The following is an 18,665-nucleotide window of genomic DNA, read 5'->3' as shown; positions in this document are numbered from 1 at the left end:
GGACAACTGCTATTTTACCTACAGGCACGAATTGCCGGTTGCCTATTGTCTATTGTCAATTAAAATGAGCGAGACATTTGAAATGGTGGCCAAAACCCTTTACGGGTTGGAAGAAATACTGGCCGGCGAATTATTACCTTTAGGTGCCAACGATATTCAGATTGGTCGCCGAATGGTGTCTTTTACAGGAGATAAGGAAGTGCTTTACAAAGCCAACTTCTATTGCCGTACGGCATTGCGTATCCTTAAACCTATCTATCACTTCAAAGCAAAGGATGCCGACACTGTCTATAAGGAGGTGAAGAAAGTAGCATGGGAAGACTATATCGCCCAGGATAAAACTTTCGCAATAGACTCTGTAATCTATTCCGATGATTTCAACCACTCCAAATTTGTGGCATACCGTACGAAAGATGCGATTGTAGACTATTTCATGGAAAAATTCGGCAAACGCCCTTCCGTCCGTGTAAATAATCCGGACCTGTATATCAATATCCATATCTCGCATAATGATTGTACACTTTCTATCGACAGTTCCGGTGAGAGCCTTCATAAACGCGGTTACCGGGCGGAACAGACCGAAGCTCCCCTAAATGAAGTGCTGGCTGCCGGTATGATATTGAAGACCGGCTGGAAAGGTGAATCTAATTTCGTAGACCCGATGTGTGGTTCCGGTACGTTGCTGATTGAAGCGGCAATGATCGCCCTGAATATCGCTCCGGGTGTTTATCGTAAAGAGTTCGCTTTTGAAAAATGGATAGATTTCGACCAGGAACTGTTCGACCGTATCTATAATGATGAGAGCCAGGAGAGGGAATTCAAGTTTAAATGTTATGGTTCCGATATTAATCCGGCAGCAATCGAAATTGCAGAAAAGAATGTCCGGGGTGCCGGTTTGATGAAATATATCGAATTGAAGGCTATGCCGTTCCAGCAGTTTGCCGAAGCTCCCCAGCCGGGTATTATGGTAACGAATCCACCTTATGGCGAACGTCTTTCTTCGCGCGACCTGTTAGGCCTGTATGGTATGATTGGCGAACGGATGAAACATGTATTCGTAGGTTATACCGTGTGGATTTTGAGTTATAAGGATGAATGTTTCGATAAAATCGGTTTGCGGCCCAGCGACCGGGTAAAACTGATGAACGGCTCATTGGAATGCGAATACCGTTGTTATGAAATCTTCGAAGGAAAGAATAAAGATTATAAGAAGGCTTTGAATGAGGGTGAAGTGGAAAGACCTGCATCCTTTGAACGCAGAGATAATGACCGGAGAGAACGTCCTGGATTTAAAACAGACCGTCAGAGCTTCAACTCGGATCGTCCCGGCTTTAAGTCCGACCGTCCTGAACGCCGTTTTGCTGCCGCTCATAGCAACGATGAAGAGGAACGTGCAGCTTTTGCTCCGGGAAAACTGCGTAAACATGCGGGAAAGATGCGTTATGAAGATGATGATGATTCTTTTAACAAAAAGAAAAAGTTTGAGAAGTTTGACAAAAAAAGCGATCACCCGTTTAAAAAGCCGTTTAAGAAAAGGGAGAGAGGCGGCTATGAAGATTAAGTTTTTATTGTTGCTGGGTGTATTTTCCCTTTCTAATATATTGTCGGGCATGGCACAGGACAAACAATTCACGCTGCATGATTTGATACCGGGAGGCAAGAATAACAGCCGTTTTGTTCCCCGTAATTTAAAGCAATTGTCGTGGTGTGGTGATACCTACCTGTATGCTAAGGGCGATAGTATGATGAGTGGCGAAGCTGCCCGAAAAGAAACTGTGGCATTTACCCGTGAACAATTAAACGGGGCATTGAAGGCAGCCGGATTGGAAACAGTAGGCAGTATGCCTTATTTCTCGGTACCGTATAAGGACCAGCCTGTTTTGGCTTTTTATTCGAAACGGCACCGTATCCATTATAATTATAAGGAAAATAAAGTGGTAGCCGATTATCATTTGACAAACGGATGGGGTAATTATGATTTTTGCCCGGCAAACGGTTATCTTGCGTTCACAGAAGGAAATAACTTGCAGGTACTTTCTCCGGATAATACCGTAGGTGTGGTTACTCGTGAAACGGCAAGCGGAGTTGTTTGCGGTAAATCCGTCCACCAGAACGAGTTCGGTATCCATAAAGGTACATTCTGGTCGCCGAAGGGTTCGGCTCTGGCTTTTTACCGTATGGATGAAAGCATGGTGACAGACTATCCTTTTGTAAATATCGATGTACGTTGTGCCAAGGCCGAGCCTCATAAGTATCCGATGGCAGGAATGAAGAGCCATGAAGTTACAGTAGGAGTTTATAATTTGTCGTCCGGCCAGACCGTTTGGTTGAATACAGGCCTTCCAAAAGAAAAGTATCTGACGAATATCGCTTGGAGCCCGGATGAGAAAAGTATCTATATTGCCGAGTTGAATCGCGACCAGAATGAAATGCATCTGGTGCGTTATTCAGCTCTCACAGGTGAAAAAGAAGCGGAGTTGTTTACGGAAACGGATGAGCATTATGTTGAACCGCAACATCCGGTTGTATTCCTTCCGAATGACCCTGAAAAATTTATCTGGCAGAGTGAGCGGGACGGCTATCAGCATTTATACCTCTATAATACCGAAGGAAAGCTGTTGAAACAGCTAACCAAAGGAGAATGGGTGGTGATGGATGTTTTGGGTTTTGATGCCAAAGGTGAAAATCTCTTTATAACTTCTACCCAGCCACATCCGCTGAGTTCGTCTACTGTCGGAACTCCTTTGGCTATCAATGTTTGGAAAATAAATCTGAAAAAAGGAAATAGCTTATGTTTAGGAGCAAATCCGGAACTGGCAGGCATACATAATGCAAAGCTGAGCACTTCCGGTAAGTATTTGTTGGATACGTATGCTTCTCCATCTGTTCCCCGTGAAATCAGTTTGTTGGAAACCAATAAAGGAAAGAAATTAAATACCCTGCTGACTGCGAAAAATCCGTATGAAGGCTATGCTGTTCCGGAGATTGTAACCGGAACTATTAAGGCGGCAGATGGTGTAACAGACCTGAACTACCGTCTGATTAAACCGGTGGGATTGGATGAAAGTAAAAAATATCCGGTAGTCGTTTATGTATATGGAGGGCCTCATGCCCAATTGGTAACGGGAGGCTGGCTGAACGGTGCCGGAGGTTGGGATATCTATATGGCTCAGCGCGGCTATGTAATGTTTACTGTGGATAGCCGTGGTTCTGCAAACCGTGGACATGCTTTTGAAAGTGTAATCCACCGTAACCTGGGGGTTAATGAAATGGCAGACCAGGTGAAAGGTGTCGAGTTCTTAAAGTCTCTGCCTTATGTAGATGCTGACCGTATTGGGGTGGATGGTTGGAGCTATGGCGGTTTTATGACAACTAACCTGATGTGCTCATATCCTGAAATCTTCAAGGTAGGTGTAGCCGGTGGTCCGGTTATCGACTGGAGTAACTACGAGATTATGTATGGCGAACGCTATATGGACCGTCCGCAGGATAATCCCGAAGGGTATAAGAATGCCAACCTGAAGCTGAAAGCCGGAAACTTGAAAGGCCGTCTGATGCTGATACATGGTGATATAGACCCGGTTGTCGTATGGCAGCATAGTCTGGGCTTCCTGAAAGCTTGTGTAGATGCCGATACTTATCCGGATTATTTTGTATATCCCCGTCATGTACACAATGTAACCGGTAAAGACCGCCCGCATTTGTTTGAAAAGATTACACGTTACTTTGACGATAATCTTTAAGCAGTTGGCAGTTGACAAGTGATAGTTGACAGTCAGGGGGAAAGAGTGAAATACAAGAGAGAGAAATAAGGAGACAAGAAAGATAAAAAGTAATAACCATAAAAAAGGCAGTTGCCGATTGATAGGGACAGTTTGTATTTTAACTGTCAACTGTCACTTGTCAACTGTCACCTAAAAAAGATGAACATACTACTATTAGGCTCAGGCGGCCGTGAACATGCGATAGCCTGGAAAATAGCACAGAGTCCGAAAGTGGACAAGTTATTTATTGCGCCCGGAAATGCAGGAACTGCTTTTGCCGGAACCAATGTCGATATAAAAGCGGATGATTTTGCTGCAATTAAGGATTTTGTATTGGCAAACCAGGTTAATATGGTTGTGGTAGGCCCGGAAGACCCATTGGTGAAGGGCGTGTATGATTTCTTTAAGAATGATGTGGCACTGGCAGGAATACCTGTTATAGGCCCGTCTAAAGAAGGCGCCCAGTTGGAAGGAAGCAAGGATTTTGCAAAAGCATTTATGATGCGGCATGCTATTCCGACTGCACGGTATAAAAGCATCTCGGCAGAAAATTTGCAGGAAGGATATGCTTTTCTGGAAGAGTTACAGGCTCCGTATGTATTGAAGGCGGATGGTCTGGCTGCCGGTAAAGGCGTTTTAATCCTTGATATGTTGGAGGAAGCAAAAAAAGAATTAGGCGATATGTTAGGAGGAATGTTCGGTGATGCCAGCAAGACTGTCGTTATTGAAGAATTTCTGGATGGTATCGAATGTTCTGTATTCGTAATGACGGACGGCGCTGATTATAAGGTGCTTCCCGTTGCTAAAGACTACAAACGTATCGGCGAAGGAAATACAGGTTTGAATACCGGAGGTATGGGAGCCGTTTCACCGGTTCCGTTTGCAGACGATGTGTTTATGGCCAAAGTGGACGAACGTATTATTCGCCCGACTGTGGAGGGCCTGAAAGCAGAAAATATAGATTACAAAGGTTTTATCTTCCTCGGATTGATTAACGTGAAGAATGAGCCGATGGTTATCGAATATAACTGCCGTATGGGAGACCCGGAAACCGAAGTGGTCATGCTTCGTATCCAGAGCGACCTGGTTGATTTATTGGAAGGTGTTGCCGAAGGAAACCTCGGTAGCCGTGTATTGAAGGAAGATCCGCGTGCTGCTGTTACGGTTATGTTGGTTAGCGGCGGATATCCCGAGGCGTATGAAAAAGGAAAAATTATCACCGGTTTGGAGCATGTTTCATCCGATAATATCCTGTTTCATGCCGGGACAAAATCCGCTAACGGACAAATTCTTACGAATGGCGGACGTGTAATTGCTGTCAGTTCTTATGGTGCAACTAAAGAAGAAGCATTGGCTCAATCTTTCGCCGGAGCAAAAACGATTGATTTTGAAAAGAAATATTTCCGTCGGGATATCGGATTTGACCTCTGAACAAGGTAACAGTTGACAAGTGACAGTTGACAGTTTGAAGAGAAATAGATTTAATAATTAGAAATAAAATAAATAGGGCAGTTGTCCGTTGACAAAGGCAGTTTGTATTTTAACTGTCACTTGTCAACTGTCAACTGTCAACTGCTATGGCTTCATACAGTAATTATAGCCGGAAGTCCAGGTTTTCTAATCTTTCAACATTCCTGCCCGCATTGTTGGCATGTATGGTGTGTTGGGTGGTGAGTTATATTTATTCCGTAGGGTATCCGGTTTATGGTGAGGTTTCGTCTACCCCCTTGTGGAATGCCATTTGCCGGATTTTGCCGGGGAAGGCATTTACTTATATGATCGGTATGGTACTGATGTTCGGAGGGGCGTTCCTCTTGCATCGTGCCAATTATGCGCTGGCATTGATCCGGGAGAAAACGATGTTGCCTTTCCTCTTTTATGTATTATTTATAAGCACGAACCCGGACTTTTTTCCTCTGAAATCAACCTCATTAGGCGTTTTTTGCCTGATATTGGCACTTTACCAGTTGTTTCTTACCTATCATGACCCGGAAACGAGGGCTGAAGCCTATAATGCGGCGTTGCTGGTAGGGGTAGGAAGCCTTCTCTGGATACACCTGCTTTGGTTTTTGCCTCTGTTGTGGGTCGGAATGTATAATTTTCGTTCGTTGACACCCCGTACTTTTATTGCTTCTTTGTTAGGAGTGGGTACGGTCTACTGGTTTCAGTTGGGGTGGTGTGTCTGGCAACAGGATTATACCCCTTTTACGCAAGTATTTCCTTTGCTGTTTAAAGTTCGTCTACTTTCTATCGGCGGTATTGCTACGGTAAACTGGATAAGCATTGCAATTATGCTCCTGCTTACGGTAGTTGCCTCAATTAATATATTAACACATGAATATGAGGATTCTTTGCGTTCCCGCCAATACCTTTTCTTTTTGATATTAATGGCAATCTGGGCGTTCGGGCTTTATTTCTTGTATGAGCAGGTTTCGGAAGAGCTTCTGGAAACCGCTTGTATTCCAGTCTCGATATTGGTAGCCCACTTTTTTACGGTAGCACGGGGAAAAGTGGTTTTCTGGTCGTTTTATGCAACATTAGTCCTGTTTATTGCTTTATTATTTATACGTTTATGGAATTTCTTATAGAATATGGATATATAGGTGTTTTTATAGCATCTTTTCTTGCAGCAACTATTTTGCCTTTTAGCAGCGAAGTTGTGCTGACCGGTGTATTATTGGCTGGGGCATCCTATTGGCCTTGTATGATTGCCGCTTCTATTGGTAATTTCCTGGGTGGGATGAGTTGTTACTGGCTGGGAATGCTCGGAAAGGTGGAATGGATAGAGAAATATCTGAAACTGGATGCTGCAAAGTTACAGAAAGTGCAGGATTGGATTAAAGATAAAGGCTCGTGGATGGCATTTTTTGTATTCCTTCCCGGTATCGGTGATTTTATTGCTGTTGCTTTAGGTTTTCTTCGGGGGAATGTCTGGATTGTGGCTATCTCTATGTTCCTGGGTAAAGCGTTGAGGTATTGGATTTGGATGGAGTTTGTATATAAAGTGCAACAGATGCTTTAAAAGCAATCCTCGCTGTTATTGAAAAATCATTTATCATTATAAAACTATACAACATGAAAAACATTTCGAGAAGAACCGCTCTTAAGACCGTATTGGCTGGAAGTGCAGCTATGGCAGTATCCGGCTTGGAAGCCGCAGCTCCGGCTAAAAAGAAAAAAGTGGCCGCCTCCCCGGAACCTTTGAAAGGGAATATACGCCATTCTGTTAGTAAATGGTGCTTTGGAGATTATGAATTAGGCGAATTTTGTGAGATTTGCAAACGCATAGGTATTCAGTCTGTTGAATTACTCGATCCTCAGGACTGGCCGGTTGTCCAAAGTCATGGATTGACAGTGGCAATGGCACAGGGAGCCGGATTAGGCATCGACCGCGGTTTCAATGATGTAAGCCTGCATGATGAGTTGGTGGCAAGTTACGAAAAAGTGATACCGATGGTAGCTGAAGCCGGTCTGACCAATCTGATTTGCTTTTCCGGTCGCCGCAACGGTGTAACCGACCTGCAAGGCTGGGAGAACTGCGAGAAAGGGCTTAAACGTATCACTCCGATTGCCGAGAAGTATAATGTCGTACTGACAATGGAGCTTCTGAACAGCGTCGGGCATAAAGATTACCTTTGCGACCATACTGTTTGGGGCGCTGAATTATGCCGCCGTATAGGTTCTCCTAATTTCAAGCTGCTTTACGATATTTACCATATGCAGATTATGGAAGGCAATATTATCGATACGATTCGTAAATATCATCCTTTCTTTTCGCATATCCATACGGGAGGTAACCCGGGCAGGGCGGAAATCGATGAAACGCAGGAACTGTATTATCCTGCCATCATGAAAGCTATTGTGGAAACCGGCTATAAAGGTTTTGTCGGACAGGAGTTTGTTCCGAGACAGGAAGATAAAATCGCTTCACTTGAAAAATGCATCCGCATTTGTGACGTATAAGCCCGTAGGTAGCCGGGCTGATTAGTATAATTCGGAATAAAATCCGTATTTTTGTACTCCATTTAATGTGAATAAGATGAACTACCTGATAAAAGGCCCGGCTTTGCTGAAAGCATCAGTCCAGCTTCCGGCTTCCAAAAGTATATCTAACCGGGCATTGATATTGAATGCCCTTAGTTACAGTCCTTATGAGATACAGAATTTATCGGACTGCGACGATACGGAGGTGATGGTAAAAGCCCTCAATTCGAATGCCCGTGATTTTGATATTAAAGCGGCAGGTACGGCGATGCGTTTCTTGACGGCTTTTCTTTCGAAAGTCGTAGGCGAATGGACAATAACCGGGACCGAACGGATGAAGAACCGCCCTATCAAAATCTTGGTGGATGCATTGAATGCACTCGGAGGCAAAGTGGAATATATGGATAGGGAAGGATATCCCCCTCTCCGTATTTTCGGAAGTGCTTTGCAGGGAGGTGAAATCTCTTTGTCCGGAGGGGTAAGTTCCCAGTATATATCAGCTCTCCTGATGATAGCCCCGTTAATGGAAAACGGTTTGACATTGTCTCTGGAAGGAAATATTATTTCCAAACCTTATATCCATCTTACCCTGCAATTGATGGAATTGTTCGGGGTGAAAGCGGAATGGAACGGACAAGTTATTAAAGTTCAGCCTCAAGAATATAATCCGATTCGTTTTACAGTGGAATCGGACTGGAGTGCAGCTTCCTACTGGTATTCCATGATGGCGCTTTCCAAAAATGCGGAAATCGAATTATCCGGTTTATTTAAAAATAGTTTGCAGGGCGATGCTGCCGGAGCAAAATTATTTGCCCAACTGGGTGTCGGTACTACTTTTACGGATCGTGGCGTCGTATTGAAGCGGACGGGGAATCTGGCAAAGAAACTGGTTTATAATTTTGTAAACGAACCGGATTTGGCTCAAACTTTTGTAGTGACTTGCGTGTTCTTAAATATTCCCTTCAGGTTTACTGGATTGCAAAGTTTGAAGATAAAGGAAACCGACCGGATAGTAGCCTTGAAGACAGAACTTAGTAAGTTGGGCTATATATTAACAGACAGTAATGACAGCATTCTTGAATGGAACGGAGAACGTTGTGAACCGGAGGACAATCCGGTCATAGCAACATACGAAGACCATCGGATGGCAATGGCTTTTGCTCCGGCTGCATTGGTTCGCCCGGAAGGAATAGAGATAGCCCACCCGGAAGTTGTTACAAAAAGTTACCCCCGTTATTGGGATGATCTGAAGGCGGCAGGTTTTATAATAGGTTAAGGATTATGTGGTATATTGTTTTAGGAATTGTACTGTTGGGTATTGTTGCAGCTATAGCCGGTTATATCCGTAACCGGAAGCTCCAGAAAATGCTGGAACGGGGAGAGATCAGTGAGATACCCGAAGCCCAGGAAATACCCGAAGTTTGCTGCGGCCAGCATGAAACCTGCGAGCGGGATAGCTTGCTTGCTGCCGTAAGTAAGAAAATAGATTATTACGAAGATGAAGAATTAGACCGTTTTCAAGGTGTCGAAGCTGATGCTTATGACGAAGATGCCATAAGCGAGTTTAGTGAGGTCCTTTATACATTGAAAGAGGTGGAGGTTGCCGGTTGGCTCAGAAGTTTACAGCTTCGTGGTATAAATCTGCCGGATGCCCTTAAAGATGAAGCGTTCCTGATTGTTGGCGAACGCCGTATACATTAAAAATAAGAAGATGGATTTATTACAATATAGTTTTTTCCAACATGCCCTGTTGGGAAGCTTGCTTACGGCAATTGCTTGTGGTATTGTAGGTACATATATCGTGTCGCGTCGGCTGGTTTTTATCAGCGGGGGGATTACGCATGCTTCTTTCGGTGGGTTGGGACTTGGTTTCTTTCTCGGATTAAATCCTATATTGATGGCGATGGCGTTTTCTGTACTCTCTGCATTTGGGGTTGAGTGGGTAAGCAAAACGCAGAATATCCGTGAAGATTCGGCTATAGCCGGTATCTGGTCGCTGGGTATGGCATTGGGGGTCATTTTTATTTTTCTGACTCCCGGATATGCTCCTAATTTATCTGCTTACCTGTTCGGGAATATCCTGACTATTTCTACAGGCGATATTCTTTGGATAGCTGGGCTTGCCCTTGTTCTGGTCATCATATTTTCCTTATTTTTGCGTAGTATTGTCTATGTGGCTTTCGATCGGGATTTTGCTGTTACCCAGCATCTTCCGGTAAAGGCTATTGAATATATGATGATGTTTTTTATCGCTGTAACGATTGTCCTTTCCATCCGCCTGGTTGGAATTATGCTACTGATGAGTTTGCTTACATTGCCTCAGATTACGGTAAACCTTTTCACCTCAGACTTTAAGAAGATTATCTGGGGGAGTATAGCCATCGGTTTCCTGGGATGTGTTGCAGGCCTGGTCCTCTCTTATTTCCTGAATGTACCGTCCGGTGCCTTCATTATCCTGGTTTTAGTTGTTTTCTTTTTAGCAGTAAAGGCAATAAAAGCACTCTGTAAACGTTAGTAGGATAGAATCATCCGTCTGGCGTTGAAATGAAGAAGAACTTTTATATTGCTCTGTTATTATCTGTCATTTCCCTTTTGGGAGCATGTAGTGTGCGTGATAATACTGCTACAAGCCGTTTCTACCATGCCCTGAATACCCGTTATAATACGTATTACCATGCCCGGGAGCTTTTTGATGAGGCAGTGCGTATCCGTCAGGACAGTCTGCACGGTAATACAAGTGCTTTATTTGATACGGTAATCGGGAAGTGCAGGAATGCCATCCTTAGTCATTCTATTACAGTAAAGCCTGCTCGGAAAGCAGGATGGCGTAAGAATCCCAAACAATGTGCATGGTACGAGCAACAGGAGTATAATCCTTTCTTGAAGAACTGTTGGATGCTTATGGGGCAGGCTCAGTATTATAAGGGTGATATCCGGCAAGCTATCCGTACATTTGCTTATATTATTCGCTATTATCCGAAAAAAACAAGGATTGCAAAAGAAGCCCGCCTGTGGCGTACCCGATGCTATGCAGAAAAGCAGTCCGTTCCGGAGATAGATACATGTCTTGCCGGATTTGCAGGAGGAGTTACACAAGGAATTTGGGATACCCATATTCGCATGTCTCCTGATTGCTCTGTAACTGTAAACAGTAATGATACGCTGTTTAAGGCAACTACGGATGTCCCTTTTTGTTTGCTGTTGGTTTATTTACCGGAAAAAATGGACAAGAACCGATTGTTGTTTACGCTGGCTACCTATAACTTTACACATTTTGAGGATAAAGAGTTGGATGCCGGTTTTGAGATGGTGGATTCAAAAGAAATATTGGTTGTACGTGGTTTTTCCGATTATAATGAAGCAAAAAACTATTGTAAAGAGCTTTTTTTCGGAGGTGATTTGTTCAACATGGTAGGGCCGGATGTTTGTCGGCTTCCGGCATCAGAATACAATTATCATCTCTTAAAATCCGGTAGATATTTATTAGAAAAATATATCGTATTCTTTGGGAAAAATTACGATTAATCGATTCGTGCACTAAAGGGGAACTGGAATTAGGGGGTGTGTGAAACAGGGAAAAGGATGGTACAAGGATGGTCGGGAATATCACACACCCCCTGCCCCTCTTGAAAGGGGAAGCTTTAAAACTACTTAGTTTTATCTCTTTTGCAGTAATTAGAACCTGAAATATTCTTTTGCGTTATTATAGCTTATGTCTTCTACCATTTTTCCGATAAAAGGCAGTTCGGATGCAGGTAATTCACCATTCTCCACTTCTCTTCCAAGTATATTACATAAAATACGGCGGAAATATTCATGACGTGGATACGACAGGAAACTGCGGGAATCCGTAAGCATTCCTACGAAACGGCTCAGTAGGCCCAGATTCGATAGGGAATTGAGTTGATTTTCCATTCCGTTGATCTGGTCGAGGAACCACCATGCCGCACCGTATTGTATCTTGCCCGGCACGGAACCGTCGTTGAAACTGTATATGGTGCTCATCATCATGTCGTTGTCACGAGGATTCAGATTGTAAAAGATTGATTTTGCCAGCAGATTGTTTTCATCCAGACGGCTCAGGAAACGGCTCATTGGGACTGCCATCGGAGCATCGCCTATGGCATCAAAACCGGAATCCGGACCAAGTTCCCGGAACATACGCGCATTGTTATTGCGGGTAGCGCCGATATGGAATTGCTGTACCCAATTGCTGCGGGCATTCATGGCTGCCAGTTCATATAATATGGCAGAACGGAATTTATTTACTTCCTTTTTAGTCAGTTCCTTTTTCATGCGGATTCTGAGGAAGATGGATTCTATCTCTTCGTCGGTATACGGCTCGGCGTAGAAGGTACTCAATCCGTGGTCGGCAAGGGTACATCCTTGTGAAGCAAAGAAGTCGTGGCGGCGTTGCAGGGCTTCTACCAGATCGGCAAAAGTCAGGATGGTGATACCCGAAGCGGCAGAGAGTTTCATCAGGTACTCATTATAGGGACGCAGATTCTCGATCGCCATTGCCTTATCCGGTCTCCAGGTAGGATATACTTTGATTTTTAATCCGCTGTTCCGTATAGCAGTGTGATATTCAAGGCTGTCGATAGGATCGTCAGTTGTACAAACCACTTCCACCTTCATCCGTTCCATGATGGCCTGTGCACGAAATTCGGGCGTTTGCAGTTTGGCAGAACATTCTTCATAGATTTCGCGTGCCGTGGAAGGATTTAATACTTTGTCGATACCGAAAATACGGCTTAATTCGAGGTGGGTCCAGTGGTATAGTGGATTCCGCATCGCATGTTGGATGGTATCCACCCATTTTTCGAATTTCTCATAAGAAGATTTGTTTCCGGTGATGTAAGCTTCCGAAACACCGTTGGCACGCATGGCGCGCCATTTGTAATGGTCGCCACCCAACCAGATTTCCGTAAGGTCGGCAAACTGGTGGTTCTCTGCTATCTGGCGTGGATCCAGATGGCAATGGTAGTCGATAATCGGCATTTTCGCCGCATGGTCGTGATACAACTGCTGTGCCGTATCCGACTGCAACAGAAAATTAGAATCAAGAAATTTTTTCATGGTCATCCGTTATATTTATTAATAATAGATAGTGTATCACTGCAAAGCTGGGTAATGACTTTCCAGTTTTTAGTCTCAATAGCTTCTTTAGGGAAAAGTTTGGACCCCATACCTACACAGGTTACGCCGGCTTTGAACCAGGCGGACAGGTTCTCTTCGGTGGGTTCCACTGCTCCGGTTGCCATAATCATAGCCCAGGGCATTGGGGCTTTGATATTTTTTACAAAAGAGGGTCCCCCGACGTTTCCGGCAGGGAATATTTTACATAAATCGCAACCGGCTTCCTGTGCAAAACCTATTTCAGAAACAGAGCCGCAGCCAGGAGTGTAAGGAACCAGCCGGCGGTTGCATACTTTGGCAATATCAGGGTTGAATAGCGGTCCTACAATAAAATTGGCTCCCAGTTGCAAATACAAGGCAGCTGTGGGGGCATCGATAATAGAACCTGCGCCCAATATCAGTTCGGGGCATTCTTTAGCGGCAAACTTGCTGAGTTCAGCAAACACTTCATGGGCGAAGTCTCCGCGATTGGTAAATTCAAAAGCACGGACACCTCCTTCATAACAGGCTTTGACAACCTGTTTTGCCACTTCAATCTCTTTATGGTAATATACAGGGACCATGCCGGTACGGGCGATGGCGGATAATGTTTGTATTTTGTTGAATCTTGCCATATTTCTTTTTCTGTTTATCGAGACACACGACCGGAAGCATCGCCTCCCATTAATTTTTCTACTTCTTCTACAGTCACCTGGTTGAAGTCACCATAAATAGTGTGTTTCAGGCAGGAAGCGGCTACGGCAAAATCAAGCGCTTTTGGGTCATTGTCAGGATATGCCAGCAGCCCGTAAAGCAGTCCCCCCATAAATGAGTCGCCACCACCTACGCGGTCTACAATATGGGTGATGTCGTAACGGCGGGATTGGTATAATTTACCTCCGGCATATAATACGCCTCCCCAAGTATTATGATTGGCATTGACGGAGCCGCGCAGAGTGATAATCACTTTTTTCGCACGGGGAAATTTTGCCATCAGTTGTTTGCATACGGATTCAAATTCCGCGGCGTTTACTTGCCCTTCTGTATGTGCCACATCAAAACCTTCCGGTTTGATACCGAATACTTTCTCCGCATCTTCTTCGTTCCCGAGGATAATATCGCATCCTGCAACTAGTTCCGGCATGATTTCTGCTGCTTTTTTACCATATTTCCACAGGTTCTTGCGGAAGTTCAAATCGCAGGAAACGGGAACTCCTATACGGTTGGCAGTCCGGATGGCTTCCATGCAAGCGTCTGCTGCGCCTTGTGAAATGGCAGGAGTGATACCTGTCCAGTGGAAAAAAGAAGCATCTTCAAGCACTTCTTCCCAGTTTATCATTCCAGGCTGTATTTCGGAAATGGCTGAATGGGCACGGTCGTATACCACTTTGCCGGGACGAGCCACTGCTCCGGTTTCCAAAAAATAAATACCCATGCGTTCGCCTCCATAGATAATGTGGGAAGTCCCAACACCATATTTATGTAAGTCCATCACACAAGCACGGGCAATATCGTTTTGGGGTAATCTGGTTACGAACTCCGTCCGGATACCAAAGTTAGCCAGGGATACGGCAACATTAGCTTCTCCGCCTCCAAATGTGGCACTGAATTTGTCGCATTGGCAGAAACGAAGGTAATCAGGTGTGGCGAGTCTGAGCATGATTTCTCCGAAGGTTACAATTTTCTTTTCCATGTATATGGTTTATAAAGTATTCTGTCTACAAAAATAGAAGTTTATTTCTAAATACTTCTTATGTGTGTACGAAAACATGCTTATTGTGTCGTGAATGGTTTATAAATGGTAAGAGAAGAGGAAAGCATTAGCTTGCGTTAAGAACCTTAGTCCGGCAGTATCAGCAGGAAATATATTGTTAATGTAAATTAACTCATTGCTCCTTGCTTATTTACGAATGTTTCGTAATTTTGCGATAGAGTCGTAATTTAATAATAGGATATGGAAAGATTAACAATTCAAGAAGAAGAAGTAATGCGGTGCATATGGCAGGCAGCCCCCTGTTTTATAAAAGACATTCTTGCCTTGTATGATGAGCCTAAACCCCCTTATACAACCATCGCTTCGGTAGTGAAGAATCTGGAACGTAAAAAGTACGTGAAGGCAAAACGCTATGGAAATACATACGAATATACCCCGATTATAGACGAACCGGAGTATAAGCGTACTTTTATGAGTGGAGTGGTTCATAATTATTTTGAAAACTCCTACAAGGAAATGGTTTCCTTCTTCGCGAAGGAGCAGAAAATCTCAACGGATGATTTGAAAGAAATTATCCATATGATTGAAAAAGGTCGGGAATAATTAAACGTATCATACCATGACGCCGGAATTAGCCTATTTTATGAAGGTCAATGTAGCCTTTGTGCTCTTATATGCCTTCTATCGGTTATTCTTTTATAAGGATACCTTCTTTAAATTGCGCCGTACCATCCTGCTGGTATTTTTCGGTCTGTCGTTGCTTTATCCCCTGATGAACATACAGGATTGGGTGAAGGAACAAGAACCGATGGTTGGAGTTATCCAGGTATATTCAGCCATTTTGCCGGAGGTCAGTGTCGCCCCCGAAGCGGCAGTCGAGACGGATTGGCAAAGTACGGTTCTTTCCGGTTTGTTCTGGCTTTATTGCAGCGGGGTGGTTTTATTGTTGATTCGTTTTCTCACTCAGTTGGGCAGCATCCTTTTGCTTGCCCGCAACACGCATCTTATCCATATTCATGGAGTACCGGTACACATACTAAATAGACCGACGGGTCCCTTTTCTTTTTTTAAGCTGATATTTCTTCATCCGGAAAGCCATTCGGAAAAAGAAATTGATGAAATTCTGACACATGAACGAACTCATGCCCTCCAGTGGCATTCTATCGATGTGGTTATCTGTGAGCTGATTTGTATTGTTTGCTGGGTGAATCCTTTTGTATGGCTTCTGAAGAGAGAAGTCCGGCACAATCTCGAATATCTTGCGGACGACACGGTTTTGGAATCCGGATACGATAGCAGAAGCTATCAGTATCATTTATTGGGACTGGCGCATACGGACAGGTCTGATGCCGTTTTGTATAACAGTTTCAATGTATTACACATTAAAAACAGAATTAGTATGATGAATAAAAAACGCTCACGGGGTATAGGACGTGCTAAATATCTCGCAGTGGTACCATTTTTTGCTTTCCTGATGTTGCTAAGCAATATAGATGCAGTGGCACGTATTACGGAAAATATACTTCCCCAGCAAAAAGATAATCTGAAGGTTTCGGCATTGGTAATCGATTACATGGGTCATCCGGTAGCGGGCGCGAATGTCGTAATTAAAGGAACTACAACAGGGACGATTACAGATAATGACGGAATTTTTATGTTGACTGCTCCGGTAGATGCGACCCTTGAAATCTCGGAAATGGGTTTGCAGAAGCGGGAAATTGCAGTAAGGGATGTGAAAGAGAACATGAAAATCCAGTTAGTGCAGCTTCCTGTGGAAGAACGGGTATTTGGAGTGGTGGAAGTAATGCCGCAATTCCCGGGTGGACAAGATGCCTTAATTAATTTTTTGCAGGATAATGTAAAATATCCGGAAGCAGCAAAGGCAAAAGGAATAAAAGGAAGGGTAATCTGTTCTTTTGTGGTAGGGAAAGATGGCTCGATTGGCAATATAGAGATAATGCGTGGCGTTGATCCGGAACTGGACGCAGAAGCCATACGGGTGTTGGGCCTGATGCCTAAATGGACACCGGGAAAGCAAAGCGGGCATGATGTGGCTGTAAAATACACGGTCCCGATTACTTTTGGTGGGGATAAAAAAACGGCAGCAAAAAGTAACAATTCAAAATCAGAGCCTGTAAATTATGACCGGACATTTACCGTAGTGGAAAAAATGCCGGAATTTCCAGGCGGTCAGGAGGCTTTGTTGCAATACCTTGCCAAATCCATGAAATATCCGGTTATTGCACAGGAAAACGGTATTCAAGGACGTGTAACTTGTTCTTTCGTGATAAAGAAAGATGGTTCTATTGCTGATATTGAAGTGATCCGTGGTATAGACCCATCGTTAGACCGGGAAGCGATCCGGATATTGAATGCAATGCCCAATTGGAAACCCGGACAGCAGCGTGGACATGATGTGGCTGTAAAGTATACGGTTCCTATAACTTTTGATTTGAAGAAATATAAAGCTGCAGAAAAAAAGGCCGGACAGTAATCTTATTGCAGGATTCTTTTAAATTTGTAGGTTACTACAATATAAATACGTCTGCTGTTATGAAATGTAAGTTTTCGATATTATTCATATTTTGCGTACTGTCCGTTTTGGGGCAGGCGCAAAATGTGTCTTTTCAGGAGTTGGTCAATAAGAAGCAGTTTGCGGCGGTTATTGAAAACGCAAGAAATCTTACGGCAGCGGATTCTGCCGATTATTCGAAGATGTCGGCAATAGGCCAGGCTTACGAAGGGCTGCTAAAGTATAAGGAGGCTTATAACTGTTATCGGCAATGTTTATCTTTGGATACTCTGAATATCGAAGCATTGAATGCTGTAGCCCGTACGGCAATGAGTCTGGGGAAAGCTTCTGTGGCTGAAAACAGTTTTCGGAAAGTATTGAGTCAGGACAGTACGAATTTTTATGCAAATTATCAATTGGCACGCCTGTATTATCAATTGGGCGATTATGAAAAAGCAATAGACCAATATGTTGTGCTGAGAGATCAGGATACTCTGACTGTAAATCCCACGATATATGCCAATCTGGGTGATTGCTATATGAAGATGAATGCATTTCCGTCTGCAACAATCTGCTATTTCAAAGCATATGATGTAAACCGGGAGAATGCCGGACTGGCAAATACATTGGTTAATACGCTGCTTCGTTTGGGAGGACCTAATATATCGGATGCGCTGGCTATCTGCGATACGGCATTGTATTATAGTCCGGATAACCGCTCACTCCAGCGAAGCAAAGCAATTGCTTTTTATATGAACCGTTCGTATAAGCAAGCAGATTCAGTCTATTCCTGTTTGTTGGCTGCCGGCGATTCTTCCTTCCTGACTCTAAAGTACGGAGGCGCTTCCAAATATTTGTCCGGTCTGGCTATGAACTCCATCCCTTTGCTTGAAGAAGCCTATGGCAAGGATACGACAGATGTGGAAACAAATCTGCTGTTAGGTGCAGCCTTGGGGAAAACGTACGACCGGAAACGGGCATATGAACTGCTGGACCGTGCAGAAATACTGATGCAACCAAATGAAGCATTGGCAAATCTTTTATTAACCGCACGTGGGGAGACGTTGTACCGGGATGGCAGGACACATGAAGCGGACCTGCTATTTTATAGAGCATGGCAGAAGAACAAGGAACGCTTGGATTTGCTGTTCAAAATAGATATGCGTTATCCTAATTCGGGACGGGCTTATCCGGACGATGCGGAGAGGGAGCGTGCTTTGTTTATTAAGAACCTTTTTCTGAAAGAATGCCTGACGACCAGACGTCTTCCGAAACAATTCTACGCTTACCGCACATTTCTTGAATATATGTGCGAAGACGCCTTTTTCCGGGGAGAGGACGATTTGACAATGACGGCCCCGGATGGCAAGAAAAGTAAAATTTCCGTAATCGATTTGCGCACTTTAGTCGACCAGTTACCTATGGAACCGGAGAAAGAGGAGGAGATGCAGCACAAATTACTGGATACGATTGAAAAGCAGGTAGGGGAGCCCGATGGAGGAGATAAAGTGCAATAAACAGGTGATACTTACCTTTTTCATTTCGCTGTAATTAATTGTTAGTTTCATTGAAA

At 43.9% G+C, this 18,665-nt stretch carries 16 protein-coding genes; 13 read left to right on the top strand and 3 right to left on the bottom strand.

Features of this window, described 5'->3' with window-relative positions:
• Positions 1-64 precede the first annotated feature (64 nt).
• The 10 genes from ACGE0T_RS18230 to ACGE0T_RS18185 all read left to right on the top strand — a co-directional run bounded on the left by ACGE0T_RS18230 (position 65) and on the right by ACGE0T_RS18185 (position 11,273).
• Positions 65-1,561 carry a THUMP domain-containing class I SAM-dependent RNA methyltransferase gene (locus ACGE0T_RS18230; RefSeq protein WP_459188002.1) on the top strand — a complete coding sequence of 499 codons (1,497 nt, stop codon included), beginning with the start codon at positions 65-67 and terminating at the stop codon, positions 1,559-1,561.
• Complete coding sequence (locus ACGE0T_RS18225; RefSeq protein ID WP_459190509.1) at positions 1,551-3,743, top strand: S9 family peptidase; 2,193 nt, start codon at positions 1,551-1,553, stop codon at positions 3,741-3,743. Before ACGE0T_RS18230 ends, ACGE0T_RS18225 begins: the two co-directional genes overlap by 11 nt.
• 180 nt (positions 3,744-3,923) lie before the next feature.
• A complete protein-coding gene (purD, locus tag ACGE0T_RS18220; protein WP_459188001.1) occupies positions 3,924-5,195 on the top strand; it encodes a phosphoribosylamine--glycine ligase in 1,272 nt (423 codons plus the stop codon).
• Positions 5,196-5,341: 146 nt separating this feature from the next.
• Positions 5,342-6,352, top strand: a complete 1,011-nt coding sequence (locus ACGE0T_RS18215) for a hypothetical protein (RefSeq protein WP_459188000.1) — start codon at positions 5,342-5,344, stop codon at positions 6,350-6,352.
• Positions 6,337-6,786, top strand: a complete 450-nt coding sequence (locus tag ACGE0T_RS18210) for a YqaA family protein (protein WP_459187999.1) — start codon at positions 6,337-6,339, stop codon at positions 6,784-6,786. Before ACGE0T_RS18215 ends, ACGE0T_RS18210 begins: the two co-directional genes overlap by 16 nt.
• 53 nt (positions 6,787-6,839) lie before the next feature.
• Positions 6,840-7,727 (top strand): hydroxypyruvate isomerase family protein, encoded by an 888-nt coding sequence (locus ACGE0T_RS18205; protein WP_459187998.1) that lies wholly within the window; start codon positions 6,840-6,842, stop codon positions 7,725-7,727.
• A 76-nt stretch (positions 7,728-7,803) separates the two neighbouring features.
• Complete coding sequence (locus ACGE0T_RS18200; RefSeq protein WP_459187997.1) at positions 7,804-9,024, top strand: 3-phosphoshikimate 1-carboxyvinyltransferase; 1,221 nt, start codon at positions 7,804-7,806, stop codon at positions 9,022-9,024.
• A 5-nt stretch (positions 9,025-9,029) separates the two neighbouring features.
• Positions 9,030-9,449, top strand: a complete 420-nt coding sequence (locus ACGE0T_RS18195; protein WP_459187996.1) for a phospholipase — start codon at positions 9,030-9,032, stop codon at positions 9,447-9,449.
• Between the two features lie 10 nt (positions 9,450-9,459).
• Positions 9,460-10,263: a metal ABC transporter permease gene (locus tag ACGE0T_RS18190; RefSeq protein WP_459187995.1), complete on the top strand. Its 804-nt coding sequence runs from the start codon at positions 9,460-9,462 to the stop codon at positions 10,261-10,263.
• 29 nt (positions 10,264-10,292) lie between these two features.
• The gene (locus tag ACGE0T_RS18185) at positions 10,293-11,273 is read left to right on the top strand and encodes a tetratricopeptide repeat protein (protein WP_459187994.1); all 981 of its coding nucleotides are present in this window, start codon (positions 10,293-10,295) and stop codon (positions 11,271-11,273) included.
• 150 nt (positions 11,274-11,423) lie between these two features.
• On the opposite strand, the gene uxaC is transcribed toward ACGE0T_RS18185, so the two are convergent.
• Genes uxaC through ACGE0T_RS18170 form a run of 3 tightly spaced genes read right to left on the bottom strand, consistent with a single transcriptional unit; the run spans position 11,424 to position 14,559 of the window.
• Positions 11,424-12,827: a glucuronate isomerase gene (uxaC, locus tag ACGE0T_RS18180; protein WP_459187993.1), complete on the bottom strand. Its 1,404-nt coding sequence runs from the start codon at positions 12,825-12,827 to the stop codon at positions 11,424-11,426.
• A 2-nt stretch (positions 12,828-12,829) separates the two neighbouring features.
• Positions 12,830-13,501 (bottom strand): bifunctional 4-hydroxy-2-oxoglutarate aldolase/2-dehydro-3-deoxy-phosphogluconate aldolase, encoded by a 672-nt coding sequence (locus tag ACGE0T_RS18175; RefSeq protein WP_459187992.1) that lies wholly within the window; start codon positions 13,499-13,501, stop codon positions 12,830-12,832.
• A gap of 14 nt (positions 13,502-13,515) precedes the next feature.
• On the bottom strand, positions 13,516-14,559 hold the full coding sequence (locus tag ACGE0T_RS18170) for a PfkB family carbohydrate kinase (protein WP_459187991.1): 1,044 nt from the start codon (positions 14,557-14,559) through the stop codon (positions 13,516-13,518).
• 261 nt (positions 14,560-14,820) lie between these two features.
• Here ACGE0T_RS18170 and ACGE0T_RS18165 point away from each other — a divergent pair, with 261 nt between their 5' ends.
• Genes ACGE0T_RS18165 through ACGE0T_RS18155 form a run of 3 tightly spaced genes read left to right on the top strand, consistent with a single transcriptional unit; the run spans position 14,821 to position 18,609 of the window.
• Positions 14,821-15,183 carry a BlaI/MecI/CopY family transcriptional regulator gene (locus tag ACGE0T_RS18165; RefSeq protein WP_459187990.1) on the top strand — a complete coding sequence of 121 codons (363 nt, stop codon included), beginning with the start codon at positions 14,821-14,823 and terminating at the stop codon, positions 15,181-15,183.
• A 16-nt stretch (positions 15,184-15,199) separates the two neighbouring features.
• Positions 15,200-17,074: a TonB family protein gene (locus ACGE0T_RS18160; protein ID WP_459187989.1), complete on the top strand. Its 1,875-nt coding sequence runs from the start codon at positions 15,200-15,202 to the stop codon at positions 17,072-17,074.
• A 59-nt stretch (positions 17,075-17,133) separates the two neighbouring features.
• Positions 17,134-18,609: a tetratricopeptide repeat protein gene (locus ACGE0T_RS18155; protein WP_459187988.1), complete on the top strand. Its 1,476-nt coding sequence runs from the start codon at positions 17,134-17,136 to the stop codon at positions 18,607-18,609.
• The last annotated feature ends 56 nt before the right edge of the window (positions 18,610-18,665 follow it).

This window comes from Parabacteroides sp. APC149_11_2_Y6 (assembly GCF_054506995.1).
This window is presented reverse-complemented; position numbering and strand designations above follow the sequence as displayed.